The organism is Bordetella muralis, assembly GCF_965139205.1.
GTDB classification, from domain to species: domain Bacteria; phylum Pseudomonadota; class Gammaproteobacteria; order Burkholderiales; family Burkholderiaceae_B; genus Bordetella_A; species Bordetella_A muralis.
Window position 1 is genome coordinate 112 of record NZ_CBCSIU010000003.1, and the last position, 18808, is coordinate 18919.

The following is an 18808-nucleotide window of genomic DNA, read 5'->3' on the forward strand; positions in this document are numbered from 1 at the left end:
CACCTCGTCCGCGCCTTCGCGCTCCCTTCGACNTCCGCTCCACTCGGCTTTGAGGCGCCCTCACGGCCCGATTGCCTCGGCTCGACGTCCAATAAGCACAGCCACCCTCACTCCACCTAACCCTCTAACGCCCCCCCCGGGCGACAACTCCCCTCAGGGCCGTTTACCGAACTCCTCCGAATCCGCACGCCAGCGCAGGGCCTGTTCACTCAACGAGAATCCCAACCCAGTCCGATCCGACACATACATGCGTCCGTCTTTCAACTGCATCTGCTCGTTGAACATCGGCCCCAACCATTCGAAATGCTCCAACCACGGCTCAATCGGATATGCGGCGGCCAAATGCAGATGGATTTCCATCGCGAAATGCGGCGCTAGTTTGCGGCCTTTGAAGGCACCCAGCGACATGATCTCCAGGAACGGCGTGATACCACCCACCCGAGGCGCATCGGGCTGAATGAAATCACTACCCTCGGTCATGATCAGTTGGGCGTGTTCACCAGCGCTGGTCAACATTTCTCCCGTGGCAATCGCCGTATCAAAGCGGTCCGCCAACAAAGCGTGCCCTTCGAAGTCATACGCGTCCAGCGGCTCTTCGATCCAGGTCAAATCGAATTGCTCCAACGCACGGCAGGCGCGCGTGGCCTTTTGACGATCCCATTGTTGATTGGCATCGACCATCAGAGGGAATTCATTCCCCAACAGTTTGCGGACCTCGCCGACACGATGAATATCGATGGACAGATCAGGCTGGCCGACTTTCAACTTGATCCCGCCGATACCGCTTTCCCGGGAAATCTGCACGTTCTTCAACACCTGATCCAGAGGCGTATGCAGATAGCCACCCGACGTGTTGTAGCACTGTACCGAATCACGATGAGCGCCCAGCAACTTGGCCAACGGCAGTCCCGCGCGTTTAGCCTTGAGATCCCACAACGCGATATCAAACGGCGCAATCGCCTGGGTCGTCAAGCCGCTGCGCCCCATAGAGGCTCCAGCCCAGAGCAGTTTGGTAAACAGGCGCGGAATATCGCTGGGATCTTCACCGAGCAGATTCGGCGCGATCTCCTTGGCATGCGCGTACATCCCCGGACCACCCGCGCGCTTCGAATAACCGAACCCGATCCCTTCGTGCCCATCACGCGTGCGAATCTCGGCAAAGATAAAGGCGATTTCCGTCAACGGCTTTTGACGGCCGGTCAGGACCTTTGCGTCACTGACGGGCGTATCCAATGGCAGATAGATCAGCGATACCTTGATCCACTCAATGCGATCACCACTTTCGGCAGCAGTGCGCACATTCGCGTCGGCCTTGGCGTAAGAAACAATATTCGATTCAACAGCTTTCATGATGGGTGTTCCAATATCGGGATTAACGAGCGTCCACTCAATTCAATTTGATGCCTGCTTTCTGTACCACCTGCGCCCAACGGGCAATCTCGCTGTCGACAAAGCGAGTGAAATCCTCGGATTTCGAGGTAACCACGACAAACCCGGCCACCTCCAGTTTTTGACGTACCGCCGGATCTGCGAATCCCTTGATCATGGCGGTTTCCAGTTTCTTCACGATAGCAGGCGGCGTGCCTTTCGGAGCAGACAAGCCCGTCCACGAAACCGCGCTGAAGCCGGGATACCCTGATTCGGCGACCGTCGGCACATCGGGATAAAGCGGGTTACGTTGCTCGCTGGTCACCGCCAGGGCGCGCAGCTTGCCTGCCTGGACATGAGGCAACACCACGTCCTGATTGGTGAACATCCCGTTGATCTGATTGGCCAGCACATCATTCAATGCGGGAGCGCTGCCTTTATACGGAATCCCTACCATGTCCAGGCCGGCAACCTGTTTCAGATACTCGGTCGTCACATGCCCCGACGAGGCGTTGACCTGGCCAAAATTGAATTTTCCGGGATTCGCCTTGACCCATGCGACAAATTCGCCAAACGTCTTGGCTGGAAACGACGGATTGACCACCAGCACATTGGGGCCCGCCGCCAACTGAGAAATATGGACAAAGTCCTTTGCGGAATCATACGGCGGCTTGGGACTGAAGCCGTGAATGATGGCATTGCTACCGATGCCAGATAACAACAAGGTATAGCCATCAGGCTTGGCGCGTGCCGCCTGATCAGTGCCGATAGCACCGCCCGCGCCACCCTTGTTCTCTACCACGAATGGCTTTCCAAGCTGCCGTCCCAATACATCTGCCATCAAACGTCCCATCAGATCACTGGTACCGCCTGCAGGAAACGGCACAATGATCGTGACAGGACGAGACGGATAGTCATCATTCTGTCCAAACGCCGTGGCAGGAATGCTCGCCACACTGGCGAGCAGGCCGAGCGCAATCAACAGAGTTCTACGATTCATCGTGGTCTCCTTTTTCGGCCGATCGCCGTAGTTTTATGTAGAATTTGAAAGCGCTTTCATTTTGACGGCTGGCGGAAATTTCGCAATCCCGATTTCTGCCTGCTGCCGTCAACAGTCCCATAATTTGGAAATTTCACCAACCATGCCGCGCCCGCCCTCCGCCAAAGCCCGCATGAGCGACGTTGCCTATGCTGCTGGCGTCTCGCTGGTAACCGTATCTCGTGCCATCAATACGCCAGACTTGGTTGCCCCCGATACCTTGGCAGCGGTCAAGGCAGCTGTCGATAGATTGGGGTATGTCCCTAACCTGACGGCTGGCAGCCTCGCGTCCAATCGTTCACGTATCGTCGCGGCTATCGTGCCGACCATCTCTAATCTGGTTTTCTCTGAAACCATCGAAGCGCTGGCCCAAACGCTGACACGGGACGGGTACCAACTGTTATTGGGTCAAAGCGGCTACTGCCCGGATACAGAAGGCGCCCTGATCGACGCTTTTCTGGGACGTCGCGTCGATGGCATCGTCCTTACAGGCACAAACCATTCGGCGTCGCTGCGCATCAAACTACGCCGCGCCGGTATTCCCGTCGTACAAACCTGGGACTTGCCTGGCGAGCAGGGAGCCAAAGCGATCGACATGCTTGTCGGCTTTTCAAACAGAGACGCAGGGGCTGCCGCAGCGGAGCATTTACTGCACCGGGGACATCGTACGCTGGCCTTTATCGGTGCTGACGAGCCCCGGGCTCGCGAACGCCTGGCAGGTTTCGCGTCAGCAACGCGCCGCAAGGTCGAAGCAGAGTTGATTGCTCCCCCGGTGCAGGTAGACGCTGCCGCCGACAGCCTGCACCGTCTGATGGCACGCCGTCCTGAGATTACGGCGATCTTCTGCAACAACGACCTGCTCGCAACCGGCGTGCTGTTTGCCTGCCAGCAACGCGGCTGGACCGTGCCGGGGAAGCTGGCCGTGATGGGTTTTGGTGATCTGCCTATTGCACGTGCAGCCCACCCCACCCTCAGTACACTGCGTATTGACCGGGCAGCAATAGGGGCACAAGCTGGCCGTTTACTGCTGGAACGCCTGACTCAGGGTCGCAAGAGCGGCAAACCCTGCAACATCGGCTTCGAAGTCATTCAGCGAGCCAGCACATGACTGAGCTGCACGCGCTGTGGGCAGAATTTGCAGGAGAATGGACTTTTGTAATCTCAAGTCCTGCAATTCTCACGCTCGAAAAAACGTCTAGAGCCGCATGGATACTAAAGAGAAGAGATTATTCAGGATCGATTATTTATTGGAGTCAACAATGATCAGTGAACAAGATCGCAAATACCTTCGACGTTGTATCGAGCTGGCAAAGGCAGCGCTGGCTGCAGGCGACCAACCCTTTGGATCATTGCTGGTCTCAGCGAGGGGCGAAGTATTGTTTGAAGACCATAACCGCGTTTCGGGCGGCGATGCTACCCGGCACCCGGAGTTTGAAATAGCACGCTGGGCAGCACAAAACTTGCGCCCCGAAGAGCGGGCACAAGCAACGGTTTACACATCGGGCGAGCACTGTGCCATGTGCGCCGCAGCGCACGGCTGGGTCGGACTCGGCCGAATCGTCTATGCCAGTTCTTCAGCGCAACTGCGCACCTGGCTATCCGCGCTAGGCGTCCCATCGTCGCGGGTATATGCGTTGCCAATCAACGAGGTCATCGCAGATACGGTTGTCGATGGGCCGGATGATGGACTTGCCGAAGAGGTTCATCAACTTCAGGTTCGATACTACGCTACAGCCAACGGACGATAGTTGGATAGCAAGGATTAAGCAGTGACCGGGCTCGGCAACAGCCCTGGCCTGCCTGCGCAATGGATACTCACGTTAATACGCCGCGTCCACTACACTTGGCACATTAATGATCCCGGGCCCGACGGCTACTCTCAGGTGGCTGTCAGTCCAATACTCCATTGCCATCACGATCCACTATGCCATCCCCAAAGCCCGCACTGATTATCTTCAACCCGGTCTCGGAAGCCCATCGCGAACAGATCGCCGAACACTTCGAGGTGCTGTACGCCCCTACGCCTGAGCTGGCTGCGGAAACCATCGCGGCAGCGGCTGATCGCATCGAAGTCGCACTGAGCATAGGCTCAATCGGGCTCACCGCTGCACAAATCGATGCCTTGCCCAGACTGAAGCTGGCGCACGCATTGGGCGTGGGCTACGAAAAAATCGACGTGGCCCATGCCAAACAGCGCGGCATTTCCACCTCGAATGGCGCAGGCACCAATGACACCTGTGTTGCGGACCATACGATGGCGCTGATACTGTCCATGATTCGCAACGTGCCTCAATTGGATCAACTCACCCGCAAGGGTTTCTGGCGCACGGAAATCCCATGGCCGCTTCATGTATCGGGCAAAAAACTGGGCATTCTGGGTCTCGGTGCCATCGGCGAAAAAATCGCCAAACGAGCCCAAGCCTTCGACATGGCAATCGGCTACCACAATCGCCGGCAGCGCGCAGATGGTGCACACACGTATTTCCCGTCGCTCAGTGCACTCGCCGAATGGGCAGATATTCTCGTCGTCGCCACCCCAGGCGGGCCTGACACGCAGCATCTCGTTAACGCGGATATCCTCAACCAACTCGGCAGCGAAGGATATTTGGTCAACATTGCCCGCGGCAGCGTGGTCGATACTGCCGCGCTAGAACATGCGCTGCGTCACGACCTCATCAAAGGCGCGGCCTTGGACGTCTACGAAGACGAGCCCCATGTCCCGTCCTCGCTATTCGACCTGACCAATTTGGTATTGACGCCCCACGTGGCCGGCTGGTCGCCCGAAGCCATCCAGCTCACTGTCGATAAGTTCCTGGAAAATGCGCGCCGCCTGTATGCGGGAGAGCCATTGCTGACTCCCATCTAATATCGTGCTGACACGCACCAAATAAGCAATGGGGCGGGTCCGGACGAAACGAGCAACGCGGCAGTCGGACGCGCAGGCGGCCGNCCGACTCCGTGAAGCGCCAACACGGTCACCGCCCCGCTTCGTCGTCCAACAGAACTCATGCCCCGCAATGCCCGTTATAAAACAGCATTGTTCAGGCTGAACTTAATAGTGCACCACGCTACGAATCGACTTGCCTTCGTGCATCAAATCAAACGCACTGTTGATCTCGTCCAGCTCCATGGTGTGCGTGACAAACGGCGCGAGCTCGATCTTGCCCGACATCGCGTCTTCGACCATGCCCGGCAATTGCGTGCGGCCCTTCACGCCACCAAAAGCTGTGCCTAGCCAACGGCGCCCCGTCACCAACTGGAACGGACGCGTCGAGATTTCCTGGCCGGCGCCAGCCACTCCGATCACGACCGACTGGCCCCAGCCACGGTGCGCACACTCGAGCGCAGCGCGCATGACATTGACGTTGCCGATACATTCGAACGAGTGGTCCACGCCCCAACCGGTCATGCCCACAATGACTTCCTGGATAGGCTTGTCAAAGTCCTTGGGGTTCAGGCAATCCGTCGCGCCGAAGACCTTCGCCAGACCGAATTTGTCGGGGTTCGTATCAACCGCGATAATGCGGCCTGCCTTGGCCTGACGTGCTCCCTGGATCACGGCCAGTCCGATACCGCCCAGGCCAAACACCGCAACGGAATCACCCTCTTGAACCTTGGCGGTGTTATGCACCGCGCCAATACCCGTCGTCACACCGCAACCCAGCAGACAAACATGTTCCGGGTTGGCATTCGGATTGATCTTGGCCAAAGACACCTCGGCCACCACGGTGTATTCGCTGAACGTCGAACAGCCCATGTAGTGATATACAGGCTGGCCGTTGTAGGAAAAACGCGTCGTACCATCAGGCATCACGCCTTTGCCCTGCGTGGCGCGCACGGCCACACACAAATTGGTCTTGCCCGATTTGCAGAACAGGCATTCGCCGCATTCAGCGGTGTAGAGCGGAATGACGTGATCGCCCGGCTTGACGCTGGTGACGCCCTCGCCAACCTCGACCACGATACCGGCGCCTTCGTGGCCCAGAACGACGGGGAACAAACCCTCGGGATCCTCACCGGACAACGTAAAAGCATCGGTGTGACACACACCAGTATGCGTAATCTTGATGAGCACTTCTCCTTTACGGGGAGGTTCGACATCGAGCTCGACGATCTGCAGGGGCTGGCCTGCGGCAAAGGCGACGGCGGCACGTGATTTCATGGAAAAGCTCCGTAAAGAAAAAAGGCAAACAGCATCAGCCGCGCTGACACATTGATTATTTCAGGTAAGTACGAACCAGAGTCAAGAGCTCTTGTACGCGTTGATCATATTGCGCGCCGGATTCGGACGGCTGGCTAAAGCCCTCTCGAATGTGCGACTCCAGCACTTCTGACATCAGTCCATTGATCGCCCCGCGAATCGCGGCGATCTGTTGCAGTACGGGGCCGCAATCTGCGCCCGCCTCCAGTGCCCGCTCCAGGGCATCGCACTGGCCACGGACACGGCGCACCCGCGCGAGCACGCGCTTTTTTTCATCAGGAGAGTGCGGCATGGCGTCAACGGGATCTGAAAATATACTAGGAGGGAGTATATTGGACATGCACTCAATGACGCAAGCCGAGCCCTTTTAGGGTGTCCCATGACTCCCTCCTGGCGCGCAACCGCCGCAAACGTTGTAACGGCCCATCAGCCCCCCTGCCGGCGTCCTCAATCGTGCCGGCGCCGCAGTACAATTCCCCCGTTTTTCAGGCCGTGTGAGCCAGCAGACTACGCACGCCGGGCCGATCACCCGGTGTCAGTACCCCTCCGCGAAGCGCACCTCCCTTATTTCCCGCTACGCCCCCTCTCCCGTGTGGGCCAAGTGTTTTACTCAGTCGCTTCTTACGAGGACATCATGTCGCGGCAGTTGCTGGCCCTGGTGCTGGCTCCCATTTTGGGTTTGTTTGTTGTCTGTATCGGCAACGCGTTTATTTCCTCATTGACCACGTTACAACTGGACGCCGCCGGCGCTTCAGCCACGGTCATCGGGATCATTTCTTCTTCTTATTTTGTGGGCCTGACGATCGGGGCGATTTTTCACGACCGTTTGATCCTGCGTATTGGTCATATCCGCGCCTATAGCGGATTTGTGTCGCTGATTGCCGTGACCGTGCTGCTGCAAGGCTTGATCTTTGACCACACCGCATGGTTTGTCCTGCGCATGATCAACGGCTGGGCCAGCGTAGGCGTTTTTCTGGTAGTTGAAAGCTGGCTGTTGCTCGCCGGTGACCCGAAAATCCGGGGCCGATTGCTGGCGATCTACATGATTACTTTCTACGGCGCCAGCATGCTGGGGCAATTGGAGCTCGGCACCATCACGCAATGGGGAGAGATGGCGCCCTACATGGTGGCAGGCATGCTGGCCGCATTGTCGGTACTGCCCATGGTCATGATTCCCCGCGTATCCCCGCTGGTTGAACGCGCCGAACCGCTGTCTCCTCGACAGCTGTTGCGTCTGACCCCGACCGGCGTGATGGGCTGCTTTGGTTCGGGGGTCGCGATTGCGGCGATCTACACCTTGCTGCCTTTATATCTGCAACGCATCGGTCTCAACGTCGACGAGGTCGGCAAGATGATGAGTATCGTCATCCTGGGTGCGATGCTGTTGCAATACCCGGTGGGCCGCTGGTCCGACCTGAGAGACCGTCAGGTCACGCTCATCGTGCTCAGCGCATCGTGCGCCGTGCTGTCGTTGGCCGTTCTGTTGCTGCCCGACTCGTCCTCGCTGTTGATGATTCTGCTGTTCCTGCTGGGCGGCGGCGTATTTGCTATTTATCCCGTGGCAGTCAGCCATGCTGCGGATCGAGCACCGGCGGACGCATTGGTCCGCATGATTCAAGGGCTGTTATTGATCAATTCCCTCGGTTCCGCGATCAGTCCGCTGCTGATCTCGCCGGTGATGACCAAAATGGGAGCAGCAGGCCTGTTCTGGGTTTTCCTGATGCTCAATCTCGCACTGACGGCCTACTTTCTACTGCGCCGCAAGACGCGCCCTGCCCCCGCGCCCATTGCACCCTTTACAGCGGCAGCCCAGATGTCACCCGTGGGCGTGGAAATGCGGGTAACCGACGATCTCGTGCAGGGTGCGCTGGACCACGAAATGGTCGAAACGCTGGAAAAAGTAACACAGCCAGCTGGATAGGCAATCACGCAACGCAGACGCACCCGCTGGCCTCATCGCTGCGAGTGCCCTTGCAACCGAACCGTTATGCTCGATAGCGCAACGCCTCAATCACCAGCGACAACGCTGGTGAAACCTGGCGTCGATTGGCATAGTAAATGTGATACCCAGGAAAAGATGGCCACCAGTCTTGCAGCACCGGCACCAGTCGGCCCTGTTCGATATGAGGCTGCACCAGATCGTACGGCACATAGGTCAGCCCCATGCCATCCAAGGCCGCCTGGAGCATTAAAAACGTGTTGTTGAACACTGTCTGCCCGGTCACCCGCACATTGATCGCGCGGCCGTCTTTTTCGAGATCCCACGCATAGAGGCCGCCATGCGTAGGCAAGCGTAGGTTGATGCAACGATGCTGCGTCAGATCATCAGGAATAGTCGGCAGCGACCTGCCGGTCAGATATGCCGGCGACGCAGCGATAGCCATGCGCAACGCAGGCGCAATGCATACAGCGACCATGTCCTTATCGATGCGATCCCCCACGCGAACCCCTGCGTCAAAGCGGCCTGCCGCGATATCGGTCAAGGCATAGTCCACGCTGAATTCGATATTGATATCGGGATACTGCTGCAACACCGGCAGCAAACGCGGCCACAGCACCGTCACAATCGCGTGATCATGAGCGGTAATACGCACTGTGCCTGCAGGCTTTTCCCGCATGACACTCAGCGACTCGATTTCCTGGTCGATCTCAGCAAGGCGCGGACCGATCGTACTCAATAGACGCGTCCCCGCCTCGGTCGTCGATACGCTGCGCGTTGTGCGCGATAACAATCGAACACCGAGCCTGGCTTCCAACGCAGACATGGCGTGGCTCAGCGCCGACCTGGACAGGCCGAGCTGCGCCGCCGCGCGCGTAAAGCTGCGCTCGCGGGCCACGACCAAAAATGCTCGCAGGTCATTGAGATTCTCTTTTGCCATTGGTGAATTTTTTGCACTAGAGCATGCTGATATTACCGTCTTCTCATCTAATGAGTCAGCCCATAAAGTTACCTGGAGGCCGCTGCGCCACACAACGCGCACGGCAAATTCTCGCAACGGTCCTGGCCGACGGACGCGCTATTCAGCCTTGCCGCTTGCCAGTAACCGTCAGCCTACAGGAACACACTCATGGCATCCCCATTTCTAAAATTCGCCTGCTGCGCCTTCCATCTGCAAACCGCGATGATAGGCGCCGCCGAGGCTGCCTCTCCCAGCAACGCCCAGCAAATCACACGCGCTGGCGATCAAGCGTCTGTTGCCGGGCCAGAAACCTTCTTTACCGGACAGGCACGTATTGACCCGGTCTGGCCCGCTCGCGAGACCATCAACGCCTCAGGCGGGCTCGTCACTTTTGAGCCCGGCTCTCGATCGGCATGGCACACCCATCCTGCCGGACAACAGCTCGTCGTGGTATCCGGTGTGGGACTCAGTCAGGAATGGGGCAAGCCGGTTCAAGTTATTCGCCCCGGCGATGTGATCTGGTGCCCCCCAGGCGTCAAACATTGGCATGGCGCCGCGCCCGACACGGCCATGACCCACTTGGCTGTAACCGGCACCGTAGACGGCAAAAACGTAGACTGGATGGAGAAAGTTACTGATGAACAATACAGCTCCCGCTAAACAACGCAGTGCCGCTGTCATTGCCAGCGTACTGGCCATGGCCCTCCAAAGCGCAGTCGCCGCAAGCGAGATCGAGGCTACGACAACTCAGGCCAAACCCATGGCTCATACAACGCACGAATCTGGTGTATCCCAAACGTTGACCGCTCGCCAACAGGCCATCGTGCCAATCGCGGCGTTCGCTGCAACCGGCGACCTGCCTGAACTGAACAACGCGTTAAACCAAGGATTAGATGCCGGCCTGACGATCAGCGACAACAAGGAAATTCTCTCGCAGCTCTATGCCTACGCAGGATTTCCGCGCAGCCTCAATGCTCTGAATGAACTGATGAGAGTGTTGCAGGCGCGCAAACAACGCGGGATGACCGACGAGATAGGACAAGAGCCCAGCAAGGCGATTCCAACGGGCAAGGCCTTGTTAGAGGCGGGCACCGCCAATCAAACCAAATTGTCGGGCGCACCGGTCAAAAGCGCACTATTTGATTTCGCCCCGGCAGTCGATGAATACCTCAAAACCCATTTATTCGGCGATATCTTTGAGCGCGACAATCTGGATTGGCGAGACCGCGAACTGGCCACTGTCGCCATGCTATCGGCAATGCCCGGCGTCGAACCGCAACTGCAGGCACATATCCGCATCAGCATGAATGTCGGCCTGACGGCAGGACAATTACAGCAGCTAGCCCAGGTGTTGACCGATCGCGTAGGCACCCACAGCGGTCAGCGCGCTCAAGAGGCGTTGAAGCAACATCTGTCGCGCGGAGGATAGCGCTGCACCGGNAGCCGGCGATCGCNGGCNGCCGCGGTAACATCGAATAAGCAGCGCGATTTAAGCGGCCAGTGTCGCCGTATCAATCACAAAGCGATACTTCACGTCACCCTTGAGCATGCGCTCATAGGCCTCGTTGATCTCGTCGGCACGGATCAGTTCGATATCCGCCACAATTCCATGCTCGGCGCAGAAATCCAGCATCTCTTGCGTTTCGGGAATGCCGCCAATCATCGAGCCGGCAATCGAGCGGCGCTTCGTAATGAAGTTAAATACATTGGGCGACGGGTGCGGCGTGGCGGGCGCGCCTACCAGCGTCATCGTGCCGTCACGCTTTAGCAGCGCCAAGAATGCATCCAGATCGTGCGGAGCGGCGACGGTATTCAAGATGAAATCAAAGCTCTGGGCATGGGCAGCCATTTCTCCGGGATTGCGTGATACGACGACCTCATCAGCACCCAACGCTTTTGCGGCTTCGCGTTTGGAGTCCGACGTCGTGAACGCCACTACATGCGCACCCATTGCATGGGCGAGTTTGATACCCATATGTCCGAGCCCGCCAATCCCGACGACGCCGACTTTCTTGCCTGGACCTGCTTCCCAATGACGCAGCGGGGAATACGTCGTAATACCGGCGCACAGCAAGGGCGCTACCGCCGCCAACTGATCCTCGGCATGCCGGATGCGCAAGGCGAATCGCTCATGCACCACAATTTTTTGCGAATACCCGCCCAATGTCCAGCCGGGCTCATCCTTGGTCGGCGCGTTATAGGTACCGACCATGCCATCGCAATAGTTCTCAAAACCCGCTTCGCAATCCGCGCAGTGCTTGCAGCTATCCACAATACAGCCGACGCCGACCAGATCGCCGATCTTGAAATCCGAGACATGTGCGCCGACCGCCGACACACGTCCTACTATTTCGTGACCGGGCACACAAGGAAACTGCGTCCCCTCCCATTCTGCACGTACCTGGTGCAAATCGGAGTGGCAAACACCGCAGAAAGCAATATCGATCTGCACATCATGCGCGCCCGGTGTACGGCGAGTGATTTGCAAGGACTCGAGAGGTTTATCGGCCGCATGGGCGCCATAGGCATGAACAAGCATGTGAATTCCTTTATGCATCAAGTTACATGAGCATTTTCCAGGTATCGTCAGCGAATCGATAGCGTATTTCGCTGGATTTCTTGCCCAATTCTCCGAGAAACACGCGTTACGGGTAGCAAGGCACATGCCACACGCAGTAAAGTTGCGGCAGGAGATCTCCACCGATATAGCATCCACATCCCACACAGTAACCCTGCCCGCGTCACTGCAACAAGCCATGACGCATATGATCTGCGCTCGCGTCCATCAGGAGGGCGACTACGAAACCGCCATTGCCAATCTCGGCCTTTTTCGACGCGACAATCCTGCCCCCCCGTGTGTCTGCGTGGTCGAACCCTGCATCGTTCTGGTGACCCAGGGCGCAAAGCAGATGTGGATTGGAGGAAAGGCCTATCCGTATGATTGTTCGCGTATTTTGATTACTTCTTTGGACCTGCCCGCGACATCAGAGGTATTGGCCGCCAGTCCCGCCACCCCCTGTGTCGGCCTGGCGATGAAACTCGACCTGCGCATCCTGGCCGAGCTGATCGCTCAAGGCAACCTGCCTCCCTCCCGAGATCGCGCGGTCGGCGCCGGCGCAGGCATCGGAGATGTCACTCCCATGATCCTGGACGCCTTCTGCCGTCTGGTGAAACTGCTCGACGAACCCGACTCCATCCCGGTTCTCGCGCCATTGATACAGCGAGAAATTCACTACCGGCTGCTAAAAAGCGACCAGACGGCCAGGCTGCGTCAGATCGCCTCTGTAGACAGTCAGGGCAACCGCATCGCCAAGGCGATCGAATGGCTGAAACATAACTATGCGCAATTGCTGCGCGTGGACGATCTGGCCGCACGTGCGCAAATGAGCAGCGCAACGTTTCACCATCACTTCCGTCAACTCACCTCGATGAGCCCTCTGCAATACCAAAAATGGCTTCGGTTAAACGAGGCGAAACGCCTGATGTTGAACGAACACCTGGACGCAGCCAGTGCGGCATTCAAAGTCGGCTACGAAAGCCCTTCTCAGTTCAGCAGGGAATACAGCCGGCTATTCGGGGCACCGCCCAAGCGCGATATCAGCGAATTACGGCAGCAGGCCAAGGCCGCTTGAGGCGTGCAGCACAGGCAGCACTCCCCTGCCTGATACCCGCGGCCAGCCATCCCGGACGGATTTGTAACGGGACAAACAATCTGCAAACCGGCCGTTTTCCGGGCGTTCTCCTTATACAATTTCCAGGTGGGTTTTTGACATAGAACGCTAGCAGTAGTTAACTCGTATATTCACATGGCCGCGAGACGGCCGTCGTTTTCTCCGGCAGTCATTTCCCGATAGGGCCTCATGGTCTTTCTCGGGATCCGAATACCGGTCAAGTCGATCACAACATTCCCTTTGGAGCATTCATGAGCAGTTATCCCGACACTCTCCTGTTGATAGACAACGAATGGCGCGAAGCCAAAGGAAATAAGCGCATTGACGTGGTCAACCCGGCGACCGGCGCCAAGATCGGCCAGGTCGCCAACGCGTCGCGCGAGGACTTGGACGACGCGCTGGCCGCCACGCAACGTGGATTCGAGACCTGGCGCGAGATGTCTGCCCATGAGCGTTGCAGCATCATGCGCCGCGCCGCCGTGCTGGTGCGCGAGCGCGCTGACGACATCGCCCGTCTGCTGACCCAGGAACAAGGCAAACCGCTGGGCGAAGCCCGTGTCGAAGTGTTGGCCGGATCGGAAATCATCGATTGGTTCGCCAACGAAGCCTTGCGCGTCTACGGCCGTATCATCCCGGCTCGTAACACCGCCGCCCAGCAAATGGTGCTCAAAGAGCCCGTGGGCCCGGTCGCCGCATTCACGCCCTGGAACTTCCCCGTCAACCAGATCGTGCGCAAACTGGGCGCTGCCCTGGCATCGGGTTGCTCGTTCCTGGTCAAAGCCCCCGAGGAAACCCCTGCCTCGCCGGCCGCGCTGTTGAACTGCTTTGTCGACGCCGGCATCCCCAAGGGCGTGATCGGCCTGGTATTCGGCTCGCCGGCCGAGATTTCCAGCTACCTGATCCCGCACCCGATCATCCGTAAAGTGACCTTCACCGGCTCCACCCCGGTAGGCAAACAATTGGCCGCGCTGGCTGGCCAGCACATGAAGCGCGTCACCATGGAATTGGGTGGCCACGCCCCGGTGATCGTGGCCGAAGACGCCGACGTCGAATTGGCAGTCAAGGCTTCTGGCGGCGCCAAATTCCGCAATGCCGGCCAGGTCTGCATCTCGCCGACCCGCTTCCTGGTGCACTCTGCCGTCAAGGCCGACTTTGAAAAGGCCTTTGTGGCCCACGCCGAAAAGCTCAAATTGGGTGATGGCTTGACCGAAGGCACGACCCTGGGCCCGCTGGCCAACGACCGCCGCCTGGCGGCCATGGACAAGATCGTCAGCAATGCCCGCGAAAAAGGCGCACGCGTTGCCACCGGTGGCGAGCGCGTCGGCACGGCAGGCAACTTCTTTGCCCCGACGATTCTGTCCGACGTGCCGCTGGATGCCGACGTCTTTAACGAAGAACCGTTTGGCCCCATTGCCGCGATCCGCAGCTTTGAGACCCTGGACGAAGCCATCCGCGAAGCCAACCGCTTGCCCTATGGCCTGGCCGCCTACGCCTACACGCGCTCGTTCAAGTCGGTCACCGAGCTGTCGCGCCGCCTCGAAGTCGGCATGGTCTGGATCAACCAAGCCGCTTCGCCGTCGGCCGAGCTGCCCTTTGGCGGCGTCAAGGACTCTGGCTATGGTTCCGAGGGCGGTCCCGAGGCCCTGGAAGCCTATCTGGTAACCAAGGCGGTTTCCGTAGTCGGCGTCTAAGACCCCTCGCTAGTGCCTGACAACAAACCGCCCGCCGATCATCGTTGATCGGCGGGCGGTTTGCTTGTAGCGGAACAGAAATTTACTGTTGCATCACGCGGATCTCGTCCACGTCGAACTCGATGCCTTTGCGATCACGATCAAGCTCACCGTGCAACTCGACCATGGTCTTGTCGTCGATCTTCACACCGACGGGAAAATCGTCGTCATCGATATCAACACGAATACGGCCCGTGCCATCATCAAACGTATAGTGGTCGTCGCCATCGTGCGATACGATGCGGCCACGCAGAATGGCGTTCTGGTCGTCGCGCCCGGTTTCGATCAGCGCCTTGACCGATGTGACGGCAATAGAAGACGGTCCCGTATACCCCTGTTGCGCGGCAGCGGGGGCAGAACTCGGGCCCGAGTATCCCTGGGCACTCACGCCGCCAGCCACCAAAGCACCCGCCAGCGCAGCACTCGCCAACAGAGTCCGACTCAACGACGTAGGACGAAAAGATAGATTCATGACATGACTCCTTGCGCGACATGCGCTGTTGTTGAACACAGCTCCATTAGATACGCTGAAGATTAAGCGAATCTGAGCCTCTGCATACGGCTCGACTATCAACACACAACGCACAAATACCCGCGGATCCTTAATGCGAGCGGTCGACAGGCAACGCCAGCGTCACGCCCAGTCCTCGTCCCTGCAGGCCCGGGCCGAATTGCAGATCAGCACGGTGCAATTCTGCGATCCTGGCCACTATCGACAGGCCCAAGCCACTGCCCTGCACGCCACTGCCCAATACGCGAAAAAACCGTTGCGTCAGCCGCTGCCTGTCGGCCTCTGCGACACCATTACCGTCATCACGGACCGCCAGCATCACAACGTCACCCAGGCGTTCGACGGTGATCTCGACTTTGCCGCCAACCCGCCCATAACTGATGCCGTTATGCACGAGGTTACGCAGCGCGGTAAGCAGCCCATCACGATTGCCTCTGAACGTAGCAACGCGGCAATCGACCGATATCGTGACGTTCCTGGATGCCGCATACGGGGCGCAGGCCTTCACAACTTCGTTCAATAACGCCGACGCCTGAATATCATCGGCCACCAACGCATCGGCAGACTCCGGATCCAGGCGGGCAAGCTGCAACAGGTTTTCCACCAAGGCTGTACTGCGAGCAACGTCCTCGCGCAAACGCTGCAAATCTCCTGCAACGGCATCGACGCCCGCTGTCTGAACGCGACGCTGCATCACTTGAATCCGCGATGCCAAAGCAGCCAGCGGCGTGCGTAGTTCGTGAGCAGCATCGGCGGTAAAGCGACGCTCGCTTTCCAGGGCTTGACCGAGACGCCCCAATAATTGATTCAAGGCGGCGACCACGGTACGTACCTCGAACGCCTTGCCGTCATAATTCAAAGGAGAAAGATCGGTAGGGGATTTTGCTGCCATGGCACCCGCCATGCGCTCCAGTGGCGCCACCAGGCGACGGATCAACCACCAATTCACCAACCCCAACAGTAACCACAGCCCTACCAACGGCCAGGCCAATGACTCCAGCATATCGACGATGAGGTCGGTTCGATCCTCCCACTCCTGGCCGATCTGCACGGAAAAACCCAAGGAGTCGTGCTTACGCACATATACACGCCATCGCTCGCCAGACACTCTGACATCATAAAACCGGTCATCACGCCGGCGCGGATCGACAAAGGGGCGCTTGGGCGCATCCTCGCCCCGGCGGATCACGGCCCCCTCGGGTGAGATGATCTGGTAATCCAGGCGCAGCGTGGGTTGCGTCTCATCATCGCGGCCGCGTGCAGGCATTCCCGCTGCCGAGATACCCTCGCCCAGCGCCAACACCAGCCTGGCGCCTTCTTCGAGGGTATCGTCGAATGTGTCACTCACCTCTTTCCACGCCAACATCAACACAATGACAGTGCTGACCACACCCACAGCAATGCTCGACCCCAACGTGGTCGAAATCAGTCTGCGGCGCAGCGAATAGCCACGGGGGGCTTCGGAACGAGGGATTTTGCTGGTGCGACGCCAACGCATATCAGTCCGCCAACCGATAGCCTTGGCGGCGAATCGTCTTGATCAACTCTGCCGACAGTTTGCGGCGCAGGTTATAGATATGCACTTCGATGGTGTTGCTTTCCACCTCGTCGCCCCAGCCGTACAGAGACTCCTCGAGTTGCGCGCGCGACACGACATGCCCCGGGCGGCGCAGCAAGGCATGCAAAATGGCAAACTCGTGTGCCGTCAACTCGACAGGGCGATCGTGGAACGTAACCTGTTTGGCCGCAACATCCATCGTCAATTCGCCATGGCGCAAACCGGTCTCGGGACGTCCGTCGTGCCGCCGTATTGCCGCTCGGATCCTCGCCGACAATTCCTCCAGATCAAAGGGTTTGACCAGATAATCGTCCGCGCCGAGATCCAGCCCCTCTATGCGATCCCGCACAGCGTCGCGAGCGGTGATCATGATGACAGGTATCGTTTCGCGGCGTGTCCGCAATGCACGTAACAATGCATCGCCAGTCAGACCTGGCAAGCCACGGTCCAGCAACAGGCATTGATACTCATGCGTGCTCAGCGCGGTTTGCGCGAGATCGCCACGGGTGACCCGGTCGACCGTGTAGCCGTCCAGCGTCAGCCATGACTCGATGGACTCGCCCAATGAAATGTCGTCTTCGGCCAATAAGATTCGCATTCGTCGACTATACGCCAGGACATTAAGCGAATCTTAAATTGAATTGACGGGTTCAACCTCGTCGTCCAACTACCCACTCACCAACCGGAGCAGTGTGATCTCCGACGGGGCGCCCAGCCGCTTGGGCGGCCCCCAGTAGCCCGTGCCACGGCTGGTATAGACCCACATGTCCCGGACACGATGCAAACCGGCGACAAAGGGCTGCTGAAAACGCACGAATAGATTCCAGGGGAAAAACTGTCCGCCGTGCGTATGGCCCGACAACTGCAAGGCATAACCCGCCTGGGCAGCCGCGGTGGCGCTGCGAGGTTGATGCGCCAGAAGCACGCGAATAGCCTCGCTGGGCGAGCCCGCTACGGCTTTGGCCGGGTTGCTCGCCTGCTCGGGATCAAAGGCTCCCGCGCTGTAGTCAGTGACACCCGCCACGACGAGGGGCGTTTCCCGATGCCATATCACGACATGCTCGTTCATCAAAACCTGCAGCCCCAAACGGCGGAACTCTGCCACCCAGGGGCCGACGCCCGAGTAATACTCGTGGTTCCCGGTCACCAGGAATGTGCCGTGCCGGGCAGCCAATCGGCCTAGCGGCCGTGTGTGCGCAGATAACTGCGCCACAGGGCCATCGACCACGTCCCCTGTCACGGCGATCAAGTCAGGCTCCAGCGCATTGACCGCCTGCACGATGTGCTCGACATAACCGTGCTTGATGGTCGGTCCTACATGAATATCACTGATCTGAGCGATGGTGAAACCCTGCAGCGCTGGAGGCAAATTCGCAATCGGCACATCGACTGGCCGCACGCGGGCCAAGCGCCGGGCATTAATGGCCCCTACCAGGGTGGCGGCCAATGCCACCATGAGAACCGTCACAGCGCTATCGAACTTGATCTGCGTGACGGGCAACGTCATCGTTGCAAGGTCGCCGCCAACAAATACGATCGCCAACGCGACGTCCCGCAGCAATGTGCACACGAACGTAGAGGAAAACAGGCCCATCAGAACGAGCCCGACTCCGGCGACCCAATCGGCCCAGGGGCGCGCCGCAAAAGGCCGGATAACGAGAGACAACGGCATCATGACGCAGGATGCCACCAGCATGCCTACGCCTACCCATTGCCACCCGCCAGTCAGATGCAGGTCAGGTATCAGGCGCAGCCCGACGTAGACATGAGCAACGGCGACGATGCCGACAAGGCGCAGCAGGAATAAAACTCTGGGCATGACTGGATACG

Annotated in this window: 18 protein-coding genes; 8 read left to right on the forward strand and 10 right to left on the reverse strand. The window is 58.6% G+C overall.

Annotated features, from left to right (window positions below):
* Positions 1–153: 153 nt before the first annotated feature.
* Both ACNA0I_RS06625 and ACNA0I_RS06630 read right to left on the reverse strand, forming a co-directional pair.
* Positions 154–1350 (reverse strand): L-talarate/galactarate dehydratase, encoded by a 1197-nt coding sequence (locus ACNA0I_RS06625; RefSeq protein ID WP_415805287.1) that lies wholly within the window; start codon positions 1348–1350, stop codon positions 154–156.
* A gap of 37 nt (positions 1351–1387) precedes the next feature.
* Complete coding sequence (locus ACNA0I_RS06630) at positions 1388–2368, reverse strand: Bug family tripartite tricarboxylate transporter substrate binding protein (protein WP_415805288.1); 981 nt, start codon at positions 2366–2368, stop codon at positions 1388–1390.
* A 142-nt stretch (positions 2369–2510) separates the two neighbouring features.
* Between ACNA0I_RS06630 and ACNA0I_RS06635 the strand changes: the two genes are divergently transcribed.
* From ACNA0I_RS06635 to ACNA0I_RS06645, 3 genes are all read left to right on the forward strand, one after another.
* Positions 2511–3515 carry a LacI family DNA-binding transcriptional regulator gene (locus ACNA0I_RS06635; protein ID WP_415805289.1) on the forward strand — a complete coding sequence of 335 codons (1005 nt, stop codon included), beginning with the start codon at positions 2511–2513 and terminating at the stop codon, positions 3513–3515.
* A gap of 97 nt (positions 3516–3612) precedes the next feature.
* On the forward strand, positions 3613–4155 hold the full coding sequence (locus tag ACNA0I_RS06640; RefSeq protein ID WP_415805290.1) for a nucleoside deaminase: 543 nt from the start codon (positions 3613–3615) through the stop codon (positions 4153–4155).
* Positions 4156–4331: 176 nt separating this feature from the next.
* Positions 4332–5273 carry a 2-hydroxyacid dehydrogenase gene (locus tag ACNA0I_RS06645; protein ID WP_415805291.1) on the forward strand — a complete coding sequence of 314 codons (942 nt, stop codon included), beginning with the start codon at positions 4332–4334 and terminating at the stop codon, positions 5271–5273.
* A 186-nt stretch (positions 5274–5459) separates the two neighbouring features.
* On the opposite strand, the gene ACNA0I_RS06650 is transcribed toward ACNA0I_RS06645, so the two are convergent.
* Together ACNA0I_RS06650 and frmR are read right to left on the reverse strand one after the other, a co-directional pair.
* Entirely contained in the window at positions 5460–6569 is a 1110-nt protein-coding gene (locus tag ACNA0I_RS06650) for an S-(hydroxymethyl)glutathione dehydrogenase/class III alcohol dehydrogenase (protein ID WP_094838715.1), read from the reverse strand.
* A gap of 55 nt (positions 6570–6624) precedes the next feature.
* Positions 6625–6900, reverse strand: a complete 276-nt coding sequence (frmR, locus tag ACNA0I_RS06655) for a formaldehyde-responsive transcriptional repressor FrmR (protein WP_415805292.1) — start codon at positions 6898–6900, stop codon at positions 6625–6627.
* Positions 6901–7242: 342 nt separating this feature from the next.
* On the opposite strand from frmR, the gene ACNA0I_RS06660 reads away from it, so the two are divergent.
* Entirely contained in the window at positions 7243–8529 is a 1287-nt protein-coding gene (locus tag ACNA0I_RS06660) for an MFS transporter (RefSeq protein WP_415805293.1), read from the forward strand.
* Between the two features lie 64 nt (positions 8530–8593).
* Here the strand turns inward: ACNA0I_RS06660 and ACNA0I_RS06665 are convergent, their stop codons facing one another.
* Positions 8594–9487, reverse strand: a complete 894-nt coding sequence (locus tag ACNA0I_RS06665; protein ID WP_415805294.1) for a LysR family transcriptional regulator — start codon at positions 9485–9487, stop codon at positions 8594–8596.
* A 189-nt stretch (positions 9488–9676) separates the two neighbouring features.
* Here ACNA0I_RS06665 and ACNA0I_RS06670 point away from each other — a divergent pair, with 189 nt between their 5' ends.
* Both ACNA0I_RS06670 and ACNA0I_RS06675 read left to right on the forward strand, forming a co-directional pair.
* Complete coding sequence (locus ACNA0I_RS06670) at positions 9677–10168, forward strand: (R)-mandelonitrile lyase (RefSeq protein WP_415805295.1); 492 nt, start codon at positions 9677–9679, stop codon at positions 10166–10168.
* The gene (locus tag ACNA0I_RS06675; RefSeq protein WP_415805296.1) at positions 10146–10937 is read left to right on the forward strand and encodes a carboxymuconolactone decarboxylase family protein; all 792 of its coding nucleotides are present in this window, start codon (positions 10146–10148) and stop codon (positions 10935–10937) included. The genes ACNA0I_RS06670 and ACNA0I_RS06675 overlap by 23 nt, the downstream gene beginning before the upstream one ends.
* A 60-nt stretch (positions 10938–10997) precedes the next feature.
* Here ACNA0I_RS06675 and ACNA0I_RS06680 read toward each other — a convergent pair whose 3' ends face one another.
* A complete protein-coding gene (locus ACNA0I_RS06680; protein WP_415805297.1) occupies positions 10998–12047 on the reverse strand; it encodes an NAD(P)-dependent alcohol dehydrogenase in 1050 nt (349 codons plus the stop codon).
* Positions 12048–12264: 217 nt separating this feature from the next.
* On the opposite strand from ACNA0I_RS06680, the gene ACNA0I_RS06685 reads away from it, so the two are divergent.
* Entirely contained in the window at positions 12265–13140 is an 876-nt protein-coding gene (locus ACNA0I_RS06685; RefSeq protein ID WP_415805298.1) for an AraC family transcriptional regulator, read from the forward strand.
* Between the two features lie 290 nt (positions 13141–13430).
* On the forward strand, positions 13431–14870 hold the full coding sequence (locus ACNA0I_RS06690; protein WP_415805299.1) for an NAD-dependent succinate-semialdehyde dehydrogenase: 1440 nt from the start codon (positions 13431–13433) through the stop codon (positions 14868–14870).
* An 82-nt stretch (positions 14871–14952) separates the two neighbouring features.
* Here the strand turns inward: ACNA0I_RS06690 and ACNA0I_RS06695 are convergent, their stop codons facing one another.
* The 4 genes from ACNA0I_RS06695 to ACNA0I_RS06710 form a co-directional block, all read right to left on the reverse strand.
* Entirely contained in the window at positions 14953–15381 is a 429-nt protein-coding gene (locus ACNA0I_RS06695; RefSeq protein WP_415805300.1) for a YgiW/YdeI family stress tolerance OB fold protein, read from the reverse strand.
* A 130-nt stretch (positions 15382–15511) separates the two neighbouring features.
* Positions 15512–16918, reverse strand: a complete 1407-nt coding sequence (locus ACNA0I_RS06700; RefSeq protein WP_415805301.1) for an ATP-binding protein — start codon at positions 16916–16918, stop codon at positions 15512–15514.
* Between the two features lies 1 nt (position 16919).
* Positions 16920–17576 carry a response regulator gene (locus ACNA0I_RS06705; RefSeq protein WP_415805302.1) on the reverse strand — a complete coding sequence of 219 codons (657 nt, stop codon included), beginning with the start codon at positions 17574–17576 and terminating at the stop codon, positions 16920–16922.
* 69 nt (positions 17577–17645) lie between these two features.
* Entirely contained in the window at positions 17646–18797 is a 1152-nt protein-coding gene (locus ACNA0I_RS06710; protein ID WP_415805303.1) for a metallophosphoesterase, read from the reverse strand.
* Positions 18798–18808 lie beyond the last annotated feature (11 nt).